14 protein-coding genes are annotated in these 19,123 nt (G+C 41.0%); 6 read left to right on the top strand and 8 right to left on the bottom strand.

Annotated features, from left to right (window positions below; translation table 11 throughout):
• Window positions 1-4: 4 nt before the first annotated feature.
• Complete coding sequence (gene mutS / locus GWK08_RS04025; RefSeq protein ID WP_239524853.1) at window positions 5-2,578, bottom strand: DNA mismatch repair protein MutS; 2,574 nt, start codon at window positions 2,576-2,578, stop codon at window positions 5-7.
• 183 nt (window positions 2,579-2,761) lie between these two features.
• Here mutS and GWK08_RS04020 point away from each other — a divergent pair, with 183 nt between their 5' ends.
• Complete coding sequence (locus GWK08_RS04020; protein ID WP_163605610.1) at window positions 2,762-3,292, top strand: RNA methyltransferase; 531 nt, start codon at window positions 2,762-2,764, stop codon at window positions 3,290-3,292.
• Between the two features lie 141 nt (window positions 3,293-3,433).
• Here the strand turns inward: GWK08_RS04020 and folK are convergent, their stop codons facing one another.
• The gene (folK, locus tag GWK08_RS04015; protein ID WP_163605609.1) at window positions 3,434-4,567 is read right to left on the bottom strand and encodes a 2-amino-4-hydroxy-6-hydroxymethyldihydropteridine diphosphokinase; all 1,134 of its coding nucleotides are present in this window, start codon (window positions 4,565-4,567) and stop codon (window positions 3,434-3,436) included.
• A gap of 146 nt (window positions 4,568-4,713) precedes the next feature.
• Between folK and sppA the strand changes: the two genes are divergently transcribed.
• The 4 genes from sppA (at window position 4,714) to GWK08_RS03995 (ending at window position 10,563) form a co-directional block, all read left to right on the top strand.
• Complete coding sequence (sppA, locus tag GWK08_RS04010; protein WP_163605608.1) at window positions 4,714-6,477, top strand: signal peptide peptidase SppA; 1,764 nt, start codon at window positions 4,714-4,716, stop codon at window positions 6,475-6,477.
• Window positions 6,478-6,482: 5 nt separating this feature from the next.
• Window positions 6,483-7,190, top strand: a complete 708-nt coding sequence (locus GWK08_RS04005; RefSeq protein ID WP_163605607.1) for a queuosine precursor transporter — start codon at window positions 6,483-6,485, stop codon at window positions 7,188-7,190.
• Between the two features lie 95 nt (window positions 7,191-7,285).
• Window positions 7,286-9,895: an AsmA-like C-terminal region-containing protein gene (locus GWK08_RS04000; protein WP_163605606.1), complete on the top strand. Its 2,610-nt coding sequence runs from the start codon at window positions 7,286-7,288 to the stop codon at window positions 9,893-9,895.
• A 41-nt stretch (window positions 9,896-9,936) separates the two neighbouring features.
• Window positions 9,937-10,563, top strand: coding sequence for a LysE family transporter (locus GWK08_RS03995; protein WP_163605605.1), 627 nt, complete (start codon window positions 9,937-9,939; stop codon window positions 10,561-10,563).
• A gap of 737 nt (window positions 10,564-11,300) precedes the next feature.
• On the opposite strand, the gene GWK08_RS03990 is transcribed toward GWK08_RS03995, so the two are convergent.
• Window positions 11,301-12,095: a DUF2797 domain-containing protein gene (locus GWK08_RS03990; RefSeq protein WP_163605604.1), complete on the bottom strand. Its 795-nt coding sequence runs from the start codon at window positions 12,093-12,095 to the stop codon at window positions 11,301-11,303.
• A gap of 42 nt (window positions 12,096-12,137) precedes the next feature.
• Here GWK08_RS03990 and GWK08_RS03985 point away from each other — a divergent pair, with 42 nt between their 5' ends.
• Window positions 12,138-13,664, top strand: a complete 1,527-nt coding sequence (locus GWK08_RS03985) for a GH3 auxin-responsive promoter family protein (RefSeq protein WP_163605603.1) — start codon at window positions 12,138-12,140, stop codon at window positions 13,662-13,664.
• A gap of 32 nt (window positions 13,665-13,696) precedes the next feature.
• Here the strand turns inward: GWK08_RS03985 and clpX are convergent, their stop codons facing one another.
• The 5 genes from clpX to GWK08_RS03960 form a co-directional block, all read right to left on the bottom strand.
• Window positions 13,697-14,926 carry an ATP-dependent Clp protease ATP-binding subunit ClpX gene (clpX, locus tag GWK08_RS03980; RefSeq protein ID WP_163605602.1) on the bottom strand — a complete coding sequence of 410 codons (1,230 nt, stop codon included), beginning with the start codon at window positions 14,924-14,926 and terminating at the stop codon, window positions 13,697-13,699.
• Window positions 14,927-14,967: 41 nt separating this feature from the next.
• Window positions 14,968-15,627, bottom strand: coding sequence for an ATP-dependent Clp endopeptidase proteolytic subunit ClpP (clpP, locus tag GWK08_RS03975; protein ID WP_163605601.1), 660 nt, complete (start codon window positions 15,625-15,627; stop codon window positions 14,968-14,970).
• A gap of 82 nt (window positions 15,628-15,709) precedes the next feature.
• The gene (gene tig, locus GWK08_RS03970) at window positions 15,710-17,032 is read right to left on the bottom strand and encodes a trigger factor (protein ID WP_163605600.1); all 1,323 of its coding nucleotides are present in this window, start codon (window positions 17,030-17,032) and stop codon (window positions 15,710-15,712) included.
• Window positions 17,033-17,136: 104 nt separating this feature from the next.
• The gene (locus GWK08_RS03965) at window positions 17,137-17,487 is read right to left on the bottom strand and encodes a phage holin family protein (RefSeq protein WP_163605599.1); all 351 of its coding nucleotides are present in this window, start codon (window positions 17,485-17,487) and stop codon (window positions 17,137-17,139) included.
• Window positions 17,488-17,834: 347 nt separating this feature from the next.
• On the bottom strand, window positions 17,835-19,082 hold the full coding sequence (locus GWK08_RS03960; protein WP_163605598.1) for an OmpP1/FadL family transporter: 1,248 nt from the start codon (window positions 19,080-19,082) through the stop codon (window positions 17,835-17,837).
• Window positions 19,083-19,123 lie beyond the last annotated feature (41 nt).

Below are 19,123 nucleotides of genomic sequence, written 5' to 3'. Positions count from 1 at the left end.
GCCTCTATTTCTTTTTGACAAGCATACGCTTTATCTCGTTCAGTTTCATTAAGGCTTCGACCGGAGTCAGAGTGTCGATATCGGTATGTAATATCTCTTCTTTGATCTCTTCCAGCAACGGATCGTCCAGGTTAAAAAAGCTAAGTTGCATTTCGTCCTGCACCGATTTTAAACTATCGGATAATTCCTCTCCCGAATGCGATTTCTCCAGTTTTTTAAGGATCTTATTCGCTTTGTGGATCACCTGCTGCGGCATCCCGGCCATTTTAGCCACATGGATCCCGAAACTGTGCTCACTTCCACCCGGAACAAGCTTTCTTAAAAAAAGAACATTGTCCTTAAGTTCCTTGATCGAAACATTGTAATTCCTGATCCGCTTAAAGCTTTCCGTCATCTCATTCAGCTCGTGATAGTGAGTGGCAAAAAGGGTTTTAGCTCTGGAAGGATGCTCGTGTAAATATTCCGAAATTGCCCAGGCAATGGAGATCCCGTCATAGGTACTGGTTCCTCTTCCGATCTCATCCAGCAGGATCAGGCTACGCTCCGAAATATTGTTCAGAATGGAGGCCGTCTCGTTCATCTCTACCATAAAAGTAGATTCACCCATAGAAATATTATCACTGGCCCCCACACGGGTAAATATCTTATCTACCAAGCCTATCCTGGCTTCATTTGCAGGTACAAAGCTTCCCATCTGGGAGAGAAGTACGATGAGGGCGGTCTGCCTCAGAATAGCCGATTTACCACTCATATTGGGTCCGGTGATCATGATGATCTGCTGTTTCTCCTTATCCAGGAAAACATCATTGGCAATATAAGCTTCCCCGATCGGTAACTGTTTTTCGATGACCGGATGACGCCCGTTCTTAATATCGAGTTCAAAGGAATCGTCAATTTCAGGCTGTGTATAATTATTGTCTTTTGCCAGCTGTGCAAATCCGCTTAAACAATCGAGTTGCGCAATTAAATGGGCATTGGTCTGTACGGTGGAAATAAATCCGCTTAACCATTCCACCAATTGGGAGAACAACTGCTGTTCGAGCTGAAGTATCTTTTCTTCGGCCCCCAGTATTTTGGCTTCGTACTCTTTAAGCTCCTCGGTAATATAGCGTTCTGCATTTACCAGGGTTTGCTTGCGTATCCACTCTTCGGGTACTTTGTCTTTATGCGTATTCCGTACTTCTATATAGTAGCCGAAAACATTGTTATTAGCAATTTTTAAAGAAGGGATCCCGGTACGCTCAGTTTCCCGCTCCAGCATTTTATCGAGATAGTCCTTGCCTGAAAAAGCAAGTTTTCTCAGTTCGTCCAGTTCTGTTGAAAAACCATCGGCAATAGTATTTCCTTTCAGGATATTTACCGGGGCCTCTTCATTGAGCATTTCCTTAATGCGTTCCCGTAAACTGTCGCAATTGTCCAATCGGTTACCCAATGCAGCAAGGGATGCACTTTTGGAAGAGGCGATCATCGCCTTTATGGGAACAATGGCCTCCAGGGAATTTTTTAACTGTACGACTTCCCGCGGATTGATCTTAGCGGTAGCCACTTTGGAGATCAGGCGTTCGATATCTCCTATCTGCTTAATATGATTCCTTATCTTTTGTTGCAGTTCTCCTTCTTTGAGCAAATGAGCTACCACTTCGTGCCGTTCCCGTATGCGATCTGCATTTTTAAGCGGGAGGGCCAGCCATCGCTTTAGTAAACGACCTCCCATAGGAGAAATGGTCCTGTCTATAATATCGAGAAGAGTTACCGCATTTAGTGCATTCGAATGATACAGCTCCAGGTTCCTGATGGTAAAACGGTCCATCCAGACGTATTCTTCCTGCGCAATGCGCTGTAATGAAGTTATGTGTTGTAATCTGTGATGTTGTGTTTCCGAAATATAATGAAGGGCTGCTCCCGCAGCAATAATACCTTCATTCAGGTTTTCCACTCCAAAACCTTTTAAGGAACTGGTCTTAAAGTGCCCGGTAAGGAGTTCAAAACAATAATCATCTTTAAAAACCCAGTCTTCCAGGGGGAAAATATGATGTTCTTTTCCGAATTTCTGCTGAAAATCGCTTTTCCTGTTCTTGGGGATAAGGATCTCACTCGGGCCGAAATTCTGAAGCAATTTGTCAATATGTTCTTCATCGCCCTGGGCAAGCAAAAACTCACCTGTGGAAATATCCAGGAAGGAGATCCCTAATTGTTTCTTGCCAAAATGAAGGGCAGAAAGAAAATTATTGCTTTTGGAATGAAGAATATCATCGTTTAGTGCAACTCCCGGGGTTACCAGCTCGGTTACTCCTCTTTTTACGATTTTTTTGGTGAGTTTGGGATCTTCCAGCTGATCGCAAATAGCTACCCGTTCTCCGGCTTTTACCAGTTTTGGTAGATATGTGTTCAGCGAATGATGAGGGAAGCCTGCAAGTTCTGTTTCGCTCTCGCTTCCAGCTCCTCTTTTAGTTAGGATGATTCCCAGTATTTTAGCGGTTTTTACCGCATCTTCACCGAAAGTTTCATAGAAATCTCCAACTCTGAAAAGTAGCAGGGCATCAGGGTATTTTGCCTTGATCTGATTATACTGCTTCATTAAAGGAGTTTCCTTTTTACTTTTTGATCCCAAGAGTTTCTTTTATTAGATTATTTTTGCAAAAAAAGGTGAATTGCGAATTTAATATTTTTAAAAGTTTCTTCTTACAACTTAAACATATTTGTTCATAAAATAAACGATATGTTTAAAACTGCGGCAGAGCGATCATAAGAACAGGAAAATATGCGAAAACTTAAGAATAGCGAGTTAAATCGCCTGAGTACAGACGAATTTAAAAATGCAGCTAAGACTCCCATCATTGTCGTTCTGGACAATATCAGGAGTCTTAACAATATTGGATCCGTATTCAGGACTTCGGATGCTTTTCTGATTGAGAAGATCTATCTCTGCGGAATTACCGCTACCCCTCCGCATAAAGATATTCATAAAACAGCACTGGGAGCTACGGATACGGTTAACTGGGAATACCGCGAAGATACCCTGGCACTCATAGAGGAATTAAAGAAAGAAGGAGTACAGACCCTGGCCGTAGAACAGGCCGAAAGATCGCAGATGCTAAATGATTTTAAGACAGAAAAGGGCAGCAAATATGCGGTAGTCTTCGGAAACGAGGTAAAAGGTGTAGCCCAGGAAGTGGTCGATGCCTGCCATAACGTAATTGAGATCCCCCAATACGGAACCAAGCATTCTCTTAATATTTCGGTAAGCGCGGGGGTGGTTCTCTGGGACCTTTTTAATAAAATTTCGGCATAAAAAAAGAGGTTCAATAAGCATTGAACCCCGGTGTTGATATATTAAGTAAAGTTAGCTAGTTTCTCGTTTTGAGCAGAGCTAATTAAACAAACCTTTTTAAGAATTGCAAAGATTTTCTTAAAAAAGTGTCAATTTTGGCATTTAGTCGGAAAAATCCGTGATTTTGTCGATGATCTCCTGATAGTCTGTACTGCTCTTTACAAAGTCCATGTCAGAGATATCCAGTACTAATACGTTCAGGTCGGTTTGGGTTTTTATAAAATCAAAATACCCATGTTGTATCTCTTCCAGGTATTCCCCGGGAATATTCTGCTCGTAATCCCTTCCTCTCCTTTTAATATTTTCCAGTAAGCGGGCCGTGTTCTGATAGAGATAGACGTAGAGATCCGGTTTTCTCACTTCCTTATACATAAAATTAAAAACCTTCCTGTACAGCTTAAATTCTTCTTCCTGAAGGGTTACCTTGGCAAAGATGAGCGATTTAAAAATATCATAGTCGCTTACCATAAAATCCCTGAACAGATCGAATTGTGAAGTGTCATCGGAGAACTGCTGATAGCGGTCGGCGAGAAATGACATTTCCAGGGGAAAAGCGTATCGCTGGCGGTCTTCATAGAACTTCGGAAGAAAAGGATTGTCCGCAAAACGTTCCAGGATGAGTTTCCCGTTAAAATCGTTGGCGATTTTGGTGGCAAGAGTGGTTTTTCCCGCTCCGATATTTCCTTCAATCGCAATAAAATTAAACCTGGAAAAATCGCCTTTTCCCGTTTTCCAGATACTCAGTTCGGCTTTTGTTATTTCGGCATCGTCCTCACATTCATCCAGCAACTGACCGATGGTTTTTTGCATTTGCGGATGTATTTTTCCAGGAGCGATCTCCGAAAGCGGAGCCAGCACAAATTTTCGCTTATGTAAATGAGGGTGGGGGACTTTCAGGTCTTTTTTATCTATGATCTCATCCTCATAGAACAGAATATCTATATCTATGGTCCTCGGAGTATATTCCTTACTGTCCGAACGCAGTCTCCCGAGGGAGGTTTCGATCTCCAGGATAACCGAAAGCAATGCTTCCGGTGTGAGTTCGGTGTTAAGAGATAAGCATGCATTATAGAAATCATCACCCTCAAAACCCCACGCAGGTGTCTGATAAACAGTAGAACAGGAAACGATGTTTCCTGCTTTTTCGGAGAGTAGTTGTACTGCATTTTTTAAATGAGCCAGTTTGTCTCCCAGATTACTGCCCAGCGATATATACGTCCGTCTTAAATTTTTCATAATAGACAAGCAAAGTAAATAAAAGAAATGGACAAACAATTATCTTTGTTTGCTATTGTTGATAAGTTTTGCACGGCTAAAAAAATAAAACTATCTTCAACAGCGACATGCTTGAAAAGGAAACTAGTAAATTAACAATTACCTAAATGAATTTTTTAAAAAATATACTATCTACCATTCTTGGAGTACTTATTGCCTTTGGCCTTCTGTTCTTTATTTTCATCCTCTTTATTTCCCTGGTTGGAAGTTCGGGAGAAGAACGGGTAATGGTAAAAAATAATTCCGTTCTGGAATTAAACTTAAATATTCCTATTGTAGATTTTGCCCCTGAACCGGACCCTCTTGAAGTAGCTTTAGGACTAAGAGAAAATGTATTGGGGTTGGAAGATATCCTGAACTCAATAAGTAAGGCAGCCGGAGATGACAGAATAAAGGGAATTAGCATCAGGAATAGCTTTACTTTTGCAGGTTTCGGACAGACCGAAGCTATTCGTAATGCCTTGCTTGAATTTAAAAAGTCGGGCAAATTTGTATATGCCTACAGCGATTTTTATCTACAGAAAGATTATTACCTCAATTCCGTGGCAGATTCTATCTTCCTCAACCCCGTGGGAGAAATGGATTTCAGGGGGCTTTCCTCCGAAGTGATGTTCTATAAGGACTTTCAGGAAAAATCCGGAGTTAAGATGGAGGTGATACGTCATGGAAAATACAAGAGTGCCGTAGAACCTTATCTTGAGAATGAAATGAGTGAAGCCAATCGCGAGCAGATAAGCGAACTATTGCATTCGCTTTGGGGAGAAATGCTGTCTGATGTTTCAGAAAGCCGATCCCTTTCGGTGGAGGACCTGAACAGGATAGCCGATACGTTGGGAGGAAGAAACCCTCAATATGCATTAAAGTCAGGGTTGATAGATGCTATAGCCTATAAAGATGAATATGACGATGCACTTGCCAGGGCTTTGGGGGAAGATGACGGAGATGAGTTGGAAACTGTAAAACTTACCGATTATAAATCTATTGCTTCCAGAGCCGGGAGCGGCACTAACAGAATAGCGGTGATCTATGCTCAGGGAACAATTATTTACGGAAAAGGCGATGAATTTACCATAGGGCAGGGAGTGATGATCAAGGCAATTAAGGAAGCCAGGGAAGACGATAAGGTAAAAGCTATCGTGCTTCGTGTAAATTCGCCGGGAGGAAGTGCCCTTACTTCCGAATTGATCTGGAGAGAAATAGAACGCACCAGAAAAGACAAGCCGGTCATAGTTTCTATGAGTAATTATGCGGCTTCAGGAGGTTATTACATAGCTTGTAATGCCGACAGGATCATTGCAGAACCCACCACTATTACCGGATCTATAGGAGTATTTGCCACGATTCCCAACCTGAAGGGGCTTACCGATAAACTGGGGATCAATGCTGAACAGGTAGGAACAAACGAACAATCTCAGGGTTATAGTCTTTTTGAACCCCTGTCGGAAGATTTTGAAGAGTTTATGCAGCAGGGAATAGAAGAAACTTATCAGACCTTTTTAAAGAGAGTGGCCGACGGAAGAAATATGAGCATAGCAGAAGTGGATAACATTGCGCAGGGAAGAGTATGGAGTGGTGTTGATGCGCTTAAACTCGGACTTGTAGATGAATTGGGAGGTATAGACCTTGCTTTGGAAAGAGCAGCCGAAATTGCTGAAATAGATAATTATAAGGTGGAGAATTACCCGAAAATAGAAAAGAGCCTGGATGATATTCTCAATAACCTTTCGGGCTTCCCCTTTGCGAAAAGTAAACAAGAGATCATAGAAGAAGAAATAGGAGCAGAGGCATATGAGATCATAAAAACGATTAAAAAACTATCTGCACAAAAGGGAGTACAGGCAAGACTTCCTTTTGAGATTACTATTAAATAAATTGTATGACACAGAAAGATAAGAAACTGGCGTACAAGGTGTACTTATACCTCGGCGCACTGTTCATAACTTCCTTGGTTGTATCCAACCTTATTTTTCAGAAATTCTTCTATTGGTATCCCTTCGGAGATATCAAGGTATTCGGAGCTTCCTTATTTGAGGTATCGGTGGGTATTCTACCTTATCCTATTACCTTCCTGATCACAGACCTGATCTCGGAGATCTTCGGGAAGAAAAAGGCAAATCAGATTGTGGTGGCGGGAATATTCGCTTCCTTTTTTTCTATGGGGATCATTCTTCTGGCCGATGCGGTTCCGGCACTTTCAAGCTCGCCTATTAAAGATGATCTTTTTTCCAAGGTTTTTGCCTTATCACCCATAGCCGTCCTGGCATCCATGATGGCCTATTTGTTTGCGCAGTTTATCGATATCAGGATCTATCACTTCTGGAAGAATTATACTTCCGGGAAACATTTATGGCTGCGAAATAATTTTTCCACTTTTAGCTCGCAGTTTATAGACACCTTTACCGTGGTGCTCTTACTCTGTGTTTTTGAGGTATTACCCTGGAGTTTATTCTACGGCTTGTTGGTCAGCGGCTTTCTTTTTAAAGTTTTTATAGCCATTATAGATACGCCCCTGCTGTATTTGTTCGTATATATACTGAGGAGACGCTTCAAGCTGAAAGCAGGTGAAGAAATTCAACTCGATTAAAGCAATATCAGTTGTTTTTGGCGTTCTCTTTTAAACGGAAGTATTTAAAATTATTTCCGGTGAAATTTTAGGTTACCATATTAGAAAAGCAAACGATGAAAAAAATAAAAAAACCTGTAAAGATCCTTCTTATTATTCTGGTTTTGGGAATAGGAACACTCTTTGCCGCTCCGCTTATATTTAAGGATAAGATCATTGCAATGATCAAAGATTCGGTTAATGAAAGCCTGAATGCAAAATTTGATTTTGAAGATGCAGATATCAGCCTGCTGAGTGGCTTCCCGAATGCTACCGTCCGCCTTCAAAAATTGTCGCTTGTAAATTATGCGCCTTTTGAGGGAGACACCCTGTTTGCTGCCAATGATATTGGGTTAAAAATGTCGGTGAAAGAACTTTTTAAAGGAAAAGGACAGGCCATAAAAGTAAAAAGTTTTACAGTAGACGGAGCCCTCGTAAATATTCTGGTGGATGCTGATGGAAATGCCAATTACGATATCGGAAAAGAATCCGAAGGAGGAGAAAAGAAAACAGAAAGCGGGCAAGGTGATAACTTCAGCTTTTCGCTTCAGCAATATATTATAAGCAACAGCCGGATCCATTATGTAGATAACAGTAGTAAGATGGCTCTGCATATCGACGAGTTCAATCATAAAGGGAACGGAGATCTTTCACTGGCTAAGTCCGAACTGGATACGGAAACGGAAGCGAATTTTTCCCTTATGCTGGACAGTGTAAATTACCTGAATAAGCACCGTATTAAACTGGACGCCGTGCTGGGGATAGATCTGGAAAACAACACCTATACTTTTTTAAAGAATGAAGCTCTTATCAATCAACTGCCATTGGTGTTTGACGGCTTTGTAAAAGTAAATGAAGAGAATCAGGAGATCGATATCAGTTTTAAAACCCCTTCTTCGGAATTTAAAAACTTTCTGGCGGTCATCCCTGAAACCTATTCGGGAAATCTGGATAATGTAACGACCGAAGGCGATTTTAAAGTGGAGGGTATGTTGAAAGGAATTATAGACGATACCCATATTCCGACCTTCGATGTATCTGTGTCTTCTACCAATGCTATGTTCAAATATCCCGACCTTCCCAAGTCGGTGAGGAATATCCATATAGATACCAGGGTGGCAAATACCACCGGAATCAGCAATGATACCTATGTAGATATTAAAAAACTGTCCTTTAAAATTGATGAAGACAGTTTTAATGCCAAAGCAAAACTGAGTAACCTGGTTGAAAATCCAATAGTAAACGCACATCTGGACGGAACCCTGAACCTGGGACATTTGTCGGAAGCATACCCTATGAAACTGGATGCTCCCCTAAAAGGAATACTCAATACAGATATCACTACCGATTTTGATATGAATTCCATAGAGAAAGGGCAATATGAGAACACCAGGAACAGTGGAAATCTGGCACTTTCGGATTTTGAATACAGTTCGGAAGAAATGGCCAACCCTATAGCTATAAAGACCGCATCTGTAAATTTCGATCCTGATACGGTACGCTTGAATGAATTTGACGCAAAAACAGGGCAAACCGATCTGAAAGCAAACGGAGTTATCCATAATTTACTCGGATTTCTCTTTAATAAGGAAAACGTTGAAGGGAATTTTTCCGTAAAGTCAAATACTTTTTCGATCAATGATTTTATGGTAGCTGAAACCGTAGAAGGCGAGAACGGAAGCGAGGAAAAACAGGAAGAACAGATAAAGATCCCTTCCTTTCTGGATTGTACGGTAGAGGCGGATGCTGAAAATGTGATCTACGATAACCTCACCTTAAAAAATGTAAAGGGGAAACTAGTCATTAAAGATGAAAAAGCATCTCTTCAGAATGTTACTTCCGATCTTTTTGACGGGAATGTGGCTTTAAACGGAAATGTTTCCACTAAAACGGAAACCCCGACCTTTAAAATGGACCTGGCCATCAAAGCTTTTGATATAGCTCAGTCTTTTACCAATCTGGAGCTGTTTCAGGCACTTTCGCCTATTGCAAAAGCCCTGCAGGGAAAACTTAATACAGAACTTTCGCTTTCCGGGAACCTGAACAATGATTTTACTCCTAACCTGGCAACGGTGAGTGGGGATGCTTTGGCCGAGATCCTGGCTTCCTCTGTTAACCCGGAGAATTCACAGGCGCTTTCATTACTGAACAGCAATCTGAATTTTATAGACCTGAAGAAATTAAACCTTGAAAAACTTAAGACCTCCATCTCTTTTGAGAACGGAAAAGTAAGTGTAAAGCCTTTCAACCTGAAATATAACGATATCGGTATAGAAGTTTCCGGGAGTCATGGTTTTGACAAGACCCTGGGATATAACGCTACTTTTCAGGTGCCTGCCAAATACCTGGGGAAAGAAGCATCGGGTTTACTGGCGGACCTGAGTGGCGATGATGCGAAAAACATCACTGTCCCGGTTACCGCAAATATTTCCGGGAATATTACCAGCCCCAAGGTCAATACCGATCTTAAGCAGGCTGTAGGCAATCTCACAAAACAACTGGCTGACAGACAAAAAGATAAACTGTTGGATAAAGGAAAAGGTGCATTAAGCAATCTGCTGGGAGCGAAAAAAGATTCTACTGCAAAAGATTCAACTAAAAATGCAGATCCGGTTAAAGATACCGCAGGAAAACTAATAAACAGCCTCTTTAAGAAAAAGAAGAAAAAAAAGGACAGTACTCAATAGGAAAACTGTAATGTCTTATAAAAAGCGTCGACTTATCTGGCATGAGTCTGCTAATTTATTTTTTCATTGGGATCATAGCTACTTTCTTCGGAGCCTTACCGTTAGGAACGGTAAATATTTCGGTGATCAATACCACGATTAAAGAAAATATGAATACGGCAATGAAAATTGCCTTTGCAGCCGGCTTTGCAGAGATCATTCTTTCGTTCTATGCACTGCATTGCAGTATGGCCGTTACCGGGTTTATCAGTACCAACGACTGGTTACAGATCACGCTTACGGTACTGGTATTGTGTTTTGGGGTTTTTATGCTCCTGAAAAAACAAAAGGAAGTTTCCGAGCAGAAAAAAAGTGCTTTTAATTCCAAATATCTGAGCGGGTTTATCCTTGGATTGATCAATCCGCCGGTGCTTTTATACTGGATCTTTGTGATAGAATTCCTTAACCGGAACAATTACAGCCTTACGATGAGTGATTCGCTTACCCTGGTTTTTCTCTTCTTTGCGGGAGTATACCTGGGAAAAGTACTTACCCTTTATCTGTACGGTAAAAGCAGTATGCTTATTAAGAACAAATTTGCCAATATCTCCAAAACTGTAAATAAGTTTATCGGAATATTGCTTATTGCCATTGCCGCGATACAGTTTATCCGGTTGTTTTTAGGATAAAACCAAACACACAGCTGTCATTTTTTACACCCCTAAAGTCCCCTCAAGGGGACAATTTGTATTATCGGAAATCTTATTTTCCTTTTTTTTAAAGAAAGTTCTTGTTTGGGTATATTTATCTCCTCTCCCGCTGGGAGAGGACTAAGGTGAGGGTTGTCCCTCATCCTAACCTACCTGTCGGTAGGCTGACCTTCTCCCACCGGGAGAATGGGGTAATATAGTAACCTTGACTCTTGCGTCAAGTCAAAAGAAATAACCCTTCCGTCTTTAACTGCGTTAAAGCCACCTTCCCTTCAAAAGGGAAGGAATTTTAAGTCTGGTATATATAAAAAATTCCTCTCCTGTCATCCTGAGCGCAGTCGAAGGAAAAGGAGAGACTATACCTGCTTATAGTCTGGTAGGGTGGTTCGTATATCCCTCTTGTTTTCTCCCCTCCAGGGGAGAACGAAATCCTCAAGGGGACAATTCCTTTTTACAGAAACTCTCTTCAACCTCCAATCGTCAATCCAAAATCCTTTAAAAGGGAAGGAATTTTAAGTCTGATACATATAAAAAATCCCCTTCTGTCATCCTGAGCGCAGTCGAAGGAAAAGGAGGGGTGCCCAACGGGTGAGGTGGTTTTTTATACTTCTTCTTGTTTTTTTCTAAAGGAGATAATTTTGTTATTGGCAGTTAGGCATTAACCAAAGGAATATTCCAATCAACATTCAACATTTCACACTCAACATTCCTTTAGATCAATCCACATCAATCCCTACCACATAACCTTCATTAGCACGTATATTGAATACGGTATTGTCTTCGAAGATGAGGTATTGCCCTTTTACTCCTTTTAAGACCCCGCTGTATTCCGGGGTTTTGTCCAGGTTAAGGCTTTTAACTTTTTCGGGATATTGGTTTACGGGAAACTCCAGATGGGTTTCTGTGGTCTTATTCTCCAGATAATAAGGTTTTGCTTCCTCAGGAATATAAGGAGCCAGTCGTTCCTTTTCCGCATTGAGATCTGCATCTTCTACCGAATTGGTAAGCATTTTTCGCCAGTTGGTCTTATCAGAGATATGATCTTTTAAAGCAACTTCGGTAATCCCAGCCAGGTATCGGTTAGGGACTTCGGCAATTTCTATAGCTTCATGGGCTCCCTGATCGATCCAACGGGTAGGCACCTGGTTTTTACGGGTTACCCCTACTTTTACATTGCTGGAATTGGCCAGATACACGATATGTGGCTGCAACTGCATTTTTTTTTCGTACTCCAGGTCGCGGTCTTCCTTACCCAAATGTGCCGTACTGAGCTCCGGTCTCATGATCCAGTCTGCTGCCTGGGGAATATCGAAAAAACAACTTTTACAAAAGCCCTGACGGTATATAGGGCGCTCCAGGTGGCAGTTAAGGCATTCGAACCTCAGGAATTTAATATGTATCCGGCGGTCTAAAAGCTGGTTCATATTAATAAAATCGCTTCCCATATCGAGGTAATATTGGATGGGACTTGAAAACTCTGTTTTCATTTTTGTTAACACCCCTTCGTACATAGTAAAAGTTTTTCTATTTTAGTGCTTAAAGATAGTGTAAATATGCCAATACCGTTATTTAATTCTATTGCTTCCTGGCTTCTTAAAAAGAGGATCCATCAGATCGAGCTTTTTTTGAAATATCCGGAGGAAGTGCAAATGGAACTTCTAAATCAGCTGCTGAGTACTTCTCAGTATACGGTTTTCGGTAAAGACCATGAATTCAGCACTATCCGCAACTACGAGATCTTCAGAGAACGCATCCCCGTACACAGATATGAAGAAATGGAACCCCTGATAGAGAGGGCCAGGAGGGGAGAGCAGAATGTATTCTGGCCAACGCCTATTAAATGGTTTGCTAAAAGCAGCGGGACGACCAATGCCAAGAGTAAGTTTATACCTGTGAGCAGTGAAGCACTGGAAGATTGCCATTTTAAGGCAGGAAAGGATATGTTGTCTTTTTACTTTAACAATAATGAAGATTCCAAGCTGTTCAGAGGAAAGAGCCTTCGCCTTGGAGGAAGCAAGGAATTATATGAAGACAATGATACCTTTTTCGGAGACCTGTCTGCAATCATCATAGATAATCTGCCTTTCTGGGCAGAAATGAGCAGTACCCCGAGTAACAGGGTGTCGCTGATGAGTGAATGGGAAACCAAATTACAGGCTATTGTTGATGAAACGATCCAGGAAAATGTGACCAGTATGGCCGGAGTACCTTCATGGATGCTGGTATTGCTCAATAAAGTACTGGAAGAGACCGGAAAAGAAAGCCTCTTTGAGGTTTGGGAAAACCTGGAAGTATATTTTCACGGAGGTGTTAATTTCAACCCCTATAAGGAACAATACAAAAAGCTTCTGCCATCTTCGTCTTTTAAATATTACGAGATATACAATGCATCGGAAGGCTTTTTTGCCATCCAGGACAGAAATGATTCCGATGAGTTATTGCTGATGCTGGATTACGGTATTTTCTACGAATTCATCCCTATGGATAGCTATGGAGAAGAGAATCAGAAGGCGATTCCCCTCTGGGAAGTGGAAAAGGATAAGAACTATGCGGTAGTTATTACGACCAATGCCGGTTTGTGGCGTTACTGTATTGGAGATACAGTGCGCTTTACCTCTACGAATCCGTATCGGATTAAAGTTACCGGAAGGACCAAGCATCATATCAATGCCTTTGGTGAAGAACTGATCATTGAAAACGCAGAAGAAGCCCTTAAAAAGGCGTGTACGCTTACGCAGAGCGAAATAACCGATTATACGGCCGCTCCCGTTTTTATGCGGGGAAAAGAGAAAGGGGCACACGAATGGCTGATAGAATTCCGCAAACCTCCGAAAGACCTTTCGGGCTTTACCCAGGCCCTGGATGATGCGCTTAAATCTTTGAATTCGGATTATGAAGCCAAGCGCTATAATAATATGACCTTGAACGAGCCCAAAATTCAGATGGCCAGAAAAGGATTGTTTCACGACTGGCTAAAAGCAAAAGGAAAACTGGGAGGACAGCACAAGGTGCCGCGGCTTTCAAATACCAGGGATTATCTGGACGAGATGTTGCAGATCAATTGCAAGCAAACGATATAAAAAAGGCCTGATGTTTATCAGGCCTTTTTTCTTCATGAAACTGCTTTGAGTTTCTTTATTGTTGTTTTGGAGAGCTTCTCTTCGGCATAACCTCTCGAAACTACCAGTTCTTCGTCTCCCGTACTTGGCAGTTCGAACATGGCGTCGGTAAGGATGGCTTCGCAAAGCGAGCGCAAACCTCTGGCTCCCAGTTTGTATTCTATAGCTTTTTCTACAATATACTCCAGTGCATCATCGGTAATGGTGAATTTAATATCATCCATAGCGAAGAGCTTGATGTATTGCTTAATGATAGCATTTCTTGGCTCCGTAAGAATGGCTCTGAGTGTTTTTGCATCCAGTGGATCCATATGTGTAAGAACCGGAAGTCGCCCGATGATCTCAGGAATAAGTCCGAATTCTTTCAGGTCCTTAGGAATGATATATTGTAGAAGGTTGGAATTGTCTATTCCGTCTTCATTTTTAGAAGCGCTGTAACCAACGGCCTGCATGTTCAGGCGGCGGGTAATGATCTTTTCGATCCCGTCAAAAGCACCTCCGGCAATGAAGAGTATGTTTTCGGTATTTACCTCTATAAATTTCTGATCCGGGTGTTTTCTCCCTCCTTTAGGCGGAACATTTACCACGGTTCCTTCCAGTAATTTAAGAAGGGCCTGCTGAACACCTTCCCCGGAAACGTCACGGGTAATGGAAGGATTATCGCTTTTACGCGCAATCTTATCGATCTCATCTATAAATACGATCCCTCTTTCGGCTTTTTCAAGATTGTAATCTGCAGCCTGCAGAAGACGGGTAAGGATACTTTCTACATCTTCTCCTACATAACCGGCTTCCGTAAGTACGGTTGCATCTACAATAGCCAGGGGAACATTGAGCATTTTAGCAATGGTCTTTGCCATTAAGGTCTTTCCGGTACCGGTCTGACCTACCATAACTATATTACTCTTCTGGATCTCTGTCTCGTCGTTACTAACCTGCAGTAATCTCTTGTAGTGATTGTATACCGCTACAGACATTACTTTCTTGGTCACATCCTGTCCGATAATAAACTGGTCCAGAAAAGACTTGATCTCTAAAGGTTTCTTTAAAACGAGTTCAGAAGAAAGTTCTCCCGTTTTGGATTGTCTTGATTCTTCAAGGACAATTCCGTGCGCCTGCTCAATACAACGATCGCAAATATGCGCGTCCAAACCGGCGATCAGTAAGTTGGTTTCGGGTTTTTTTCTTCCGCAAAACGAACATTCTAAATCTTCCTTTGCCATAATCTTAGTTTTATATACTTCTAACTTAGACGAAAATACGCTTAACTTCTTACCAGAATTTCATCGATCATACCGTATTCTTTGGCCTCATTTGCCTTCATCCAGTAGTCTCTGTCACTGTCTTCATGTACTTTCTTAAAGGTCTGACCTGAATGCGATGCAATGATCTCGTATAATTCGTCTTTTAGTTTTAATATTTCTCTTGCAGTAATTTCAATATCACTGGCTTGTCCCTGAGCTCCACCCAGTGGCTGGTGAATCATCACTCTGGAGTGGGTCAGTCCGCTTCGTTTTCCTTTTTCACCGGCACATAGGAGTACGGCTGCCATAGATGCGGCAATCCCGGTACAGATCGTAGCCACATCCGGCTTGATAAACTGCATGGTGTCGTAAATGCCTAAACCTGCATATACGCTACCTCCCGGCGAATTAATATATATCTGGATATCTTTTGAGGCATCTACACTTTCAAGGAAAAGTAACTGTGCCTGGATAATGTTGGCAATCTGATCGTCGATGCCTGTTCCCATAAAAATGATCCTATCCATCATTAAACGGGAAAAAACGTCCATCTGAGCAACGTTAAGCTGACGTTCTTCGATAATATATGGGGTCATACTACTTACGATCTTATCGTAATACATACTGTTAATACCATGATGCGCAGTAGCGTATTTTTTAAACTCTTTTCCGTAGTCCATAGGTTTTTACAAAATTTTTAAAAAAAAGGCGTTAAAAGTAAAAAATTAACGCCTTAAATATAGGTATTTATTTTTTACGAGCTTATCCGTAGACCTCTTTTACAAAGTCTTCATAGGATACTTCCTTAGTCTTTAAATTTGCTTCTTCCTTATATAAAGAAACTAATTTTTGACTCATTAATTGCTCGGATAGTCTTTTTACCTCTTCCTGATTAGACAAAACTCTGCCTACAATATTCTCTACATCTTCATCTGAAGGATTAGTTTGTCCGAACTGAGCCATCTGTAATTTGATAAATCCTTTTGCAAACTCCTTTAGTTCATCAAAACTTACCTGAAGATCGTTATCTTTAATGATCTTTCCCTCAATTAACTGATATCTAAGACCTTTTTCAGACTTTTCGTATTCTTCATTTGCTTCTTCGTCACTAAGTGGCTTTTCACCCGTATTCTGTATCCATTTCTTCAAAAAGGCAGAAGGAAGGTCGAATTTGGTGTTTTCTACAAGATACTCGGTAACGTCGTTCAATAATTTCTGATCCGATTGCTGAACAAATTGCTTTTCAGCATCTTCCTTGATCTTTGCTTTAAGATCTTCTTCGCTTGCAACCGCTCCGCCAGGGAACAATTTATCGAAAAGATCCTGATTAAGCTCAGCCAGTTCTCTTGTGTTTACTTCTTCCAAAGTAAAGTTCACCTCTATATCAAGATCATGAGCATCGTCATGGCTTACTTTAAGAAGTCCTATAAGGTCGTGGTTGTCATTAACCAGTGATTTTGTCTTTAAAACCACACTGTCTCCGGCCTTAAGTGCCTTGAATTTATCCAGGTTTCTTTTTCCCTTGATCTTATCTAAAGAAAAAGTAGTCTTGTTCTCTATCTCTTTTTCTTCATTGGTGAATGTACCTGTCAGTTCATCACCTTCCTCAACGGTATCTTTAGAGATAATTTTTCCGTATTGCTTTCTGATATTCTCAACCTGATCGTTGATCATTTTATCATCTGCAGTGATCTGGTAGTGGGTGATGGCTTTTTTTCCTTTTAACTTCACCTCAAAAACAGGCGACAGCCCAAGCTCGAATTCAAAAGAGAAATCTTCTGCTTCCCAGTTAAAATCATCCTGAGGTTTTGGCAGTGGATTTCCAAGAACATCCAGCTTTTCTTCGGTTAAATATTTGTTGAGTGCATCCTGAAGTAATTTGTTCACTTCATCTACAAGTACAGCTCTTCCGTATTGCTTTTTTACCAAGCCCATAGGAACGTGTCCTTTTCTAAAGCCCGGGATATTTGCTTTCTTACGGTAATCGTTTAAAATCTCTGCAACTTTTTCTTTGTAATCATCCTTGGTAATTGCAACCTTCACGATCGCATTTAAATCATCAATGTGCTCTCTGGTTATATCCATCCTTTAAAAAAAATTATTTAGTAGCCTAAAAATTTAGGCTCGCAAAATTAGTATATTTTTACAAGCCTACCAAGTTTTTAATCTATTGAAATTCAAAGCTTATGTTAATGTTTCTTATCCTCTTTAAGGAGGGAGTAGAGAACGGATTGAAAAAGCGATAATAATAAGCTAAAAATTAGGGCCCAGAGAAGCCCGTCCACATCAAAACCCCGAATGAGTTTATCGGCAAGAATAATGATCAGTGCATTAATGATAAGCAGAAATAAACCGAGGGTCATTATGGTAACCGGGAGGGTGAAGAGGATTAAAACAGGTTTTACAAGCACATTTAAAATACTGAGCACCACCGCTACAATAACAGCAGTCCAGTAAGTATCTACATAAACACCGGGGAGGACCTGTGATAAAACCACCACTACGATGGCCGAAAGCAATATTTTAAGAATGTAATTCATGTTTTATTGGTTTAGTTGTTAGGAGAAAGGAAGCCAAAAAGGCCCCTGAACCGGGATTTTCCCGATAAAATGCATTCAAATTTCGATAAATCTACAATAAATAGCTTTTCACAACAACTTTTGACCATTACACAACAAAAATTTCGTCAGAAGGCTAAAAGCTGGTATGTTTGAAGTGTTAAATAAAATGACAAATAGCAACAAAACATTAAGAATATTATTCTGATAGTTAAGAACCCCAAATCACGAAACTATCTTCATAATATTTAGAATTTTCAACAAGCGAGTCCTGAAATCCTACTTTTTCAGGACTCGCTTTTTATGTCATCTCTAAAAGATCCCGTTTTTTAAAAATTATAGGTAAGGCCTAAGCCAGGAACAAAGGAACTGTTGGTGTAAAAACCTTCGAAAGGAATAGTCTGTCCGTTTTCCTGATAAAAATCGTAAGAAGCATTAACTTCCTCAAAATAACTGTAGAGAACAGAGGCGTCTATGGCAAGTCTGGAACTGATGTTCAGGGTGATCCCGGCTGTAAAGTTATTGGAATCCGACCGCGGTGTTTCCGGAGAAAAGAAACCGTTCAGGATAGGGGATTCATCAAAATAGTACCCTCCCCTGAGTGTAAACTTGTCATTGGCTACATATTGAAGCCCTAAACGATAGTTGGTGGTATTCTGATAATTTCTCGGATTTATAGATGTTATTCCGTTGCTGAAAAATATATCCAGAGACTCGTAGGCACTCCAGAAAGTCCTGTTGATATCAAAAGCCACCAGCCATTTTTCATTGAATTGATATGACATTCCCACGGTAAGCTCCGCAGGTAACGGAAGGGTAGCATTAAAAGTAACATTGTCGAAATTTCCCGGTAAAGTTGCGGGGAGGTTTCTGAAATCTGCTGTTCCGTCCTCGGCCTTTACCCTGATCTCCGATCTGTAATTAACCCCAACTCCGATCTTTTCGTTCGGTTTGAAGAACATTCCTATATTATATCCCCAGGCCGTGATCCCGCCCTGGTCTATGGTAACATTACTGCGGTTACCGTTCTCATCGGTGGTACTCCGGTCCAGATTCCTGTTGAAATTTACTCCAGAAAGTGAAAAAATAGGCCCTCCTCCGATACTCATCTTACTGTTGAGTTTGATAGACAAGGTTGGCTGAATAAAAACGGAAACGAGCTCTATGGAATTTACCAGGTGAGAACCGGCCCAGTCTCTGGGATAGGCAACCTGACTTCCGTAAGGAGTATAAATACCGAGACCAACACTGGCCCAATCATTTAATTTATAAGCGGCATAGCCTGAAAAAGGGAAGCTGGTCTTATTTTCGGCTCCGGTAAAGATACCAAGAGCTTCATCCTGATAATTAATATCCGAAAAAATAGCATTGGCCCCTATACTTGCTGTAAACTGAGTGTCGATAAATGCAAGTCCGCCCGGATTGTAAAAGATAAGTTCCGAACTGTTAATTACTGCAACTCCCGTATGCCCCATGGCCAGTTGTTTCTGTCCCTGCAATGCTATCCTGTATCCTCCGGCATAGGAAAAATGACCAAAAACAATAGTGATTATCAAAAAAAGAAGCCTTTGTGTCATGATCAGCTAATTATCTGTTTGTTTTATTTAGAACTAAAAAT

The sequence above is a fragment of the Leptobacterium flavescens genome (genome assembly GCF_010671605.1).
GTDB classification, from domain to species: Bacteria; Bacteroidota; Bacteroidia; order Flavobacteriales; family Flavobacteriaceae; genus Leptobacterium; species Leptobacterium flavescens.
This window is presented reverse-complemented; position numbering and strand designations above follow the sequence as displayed.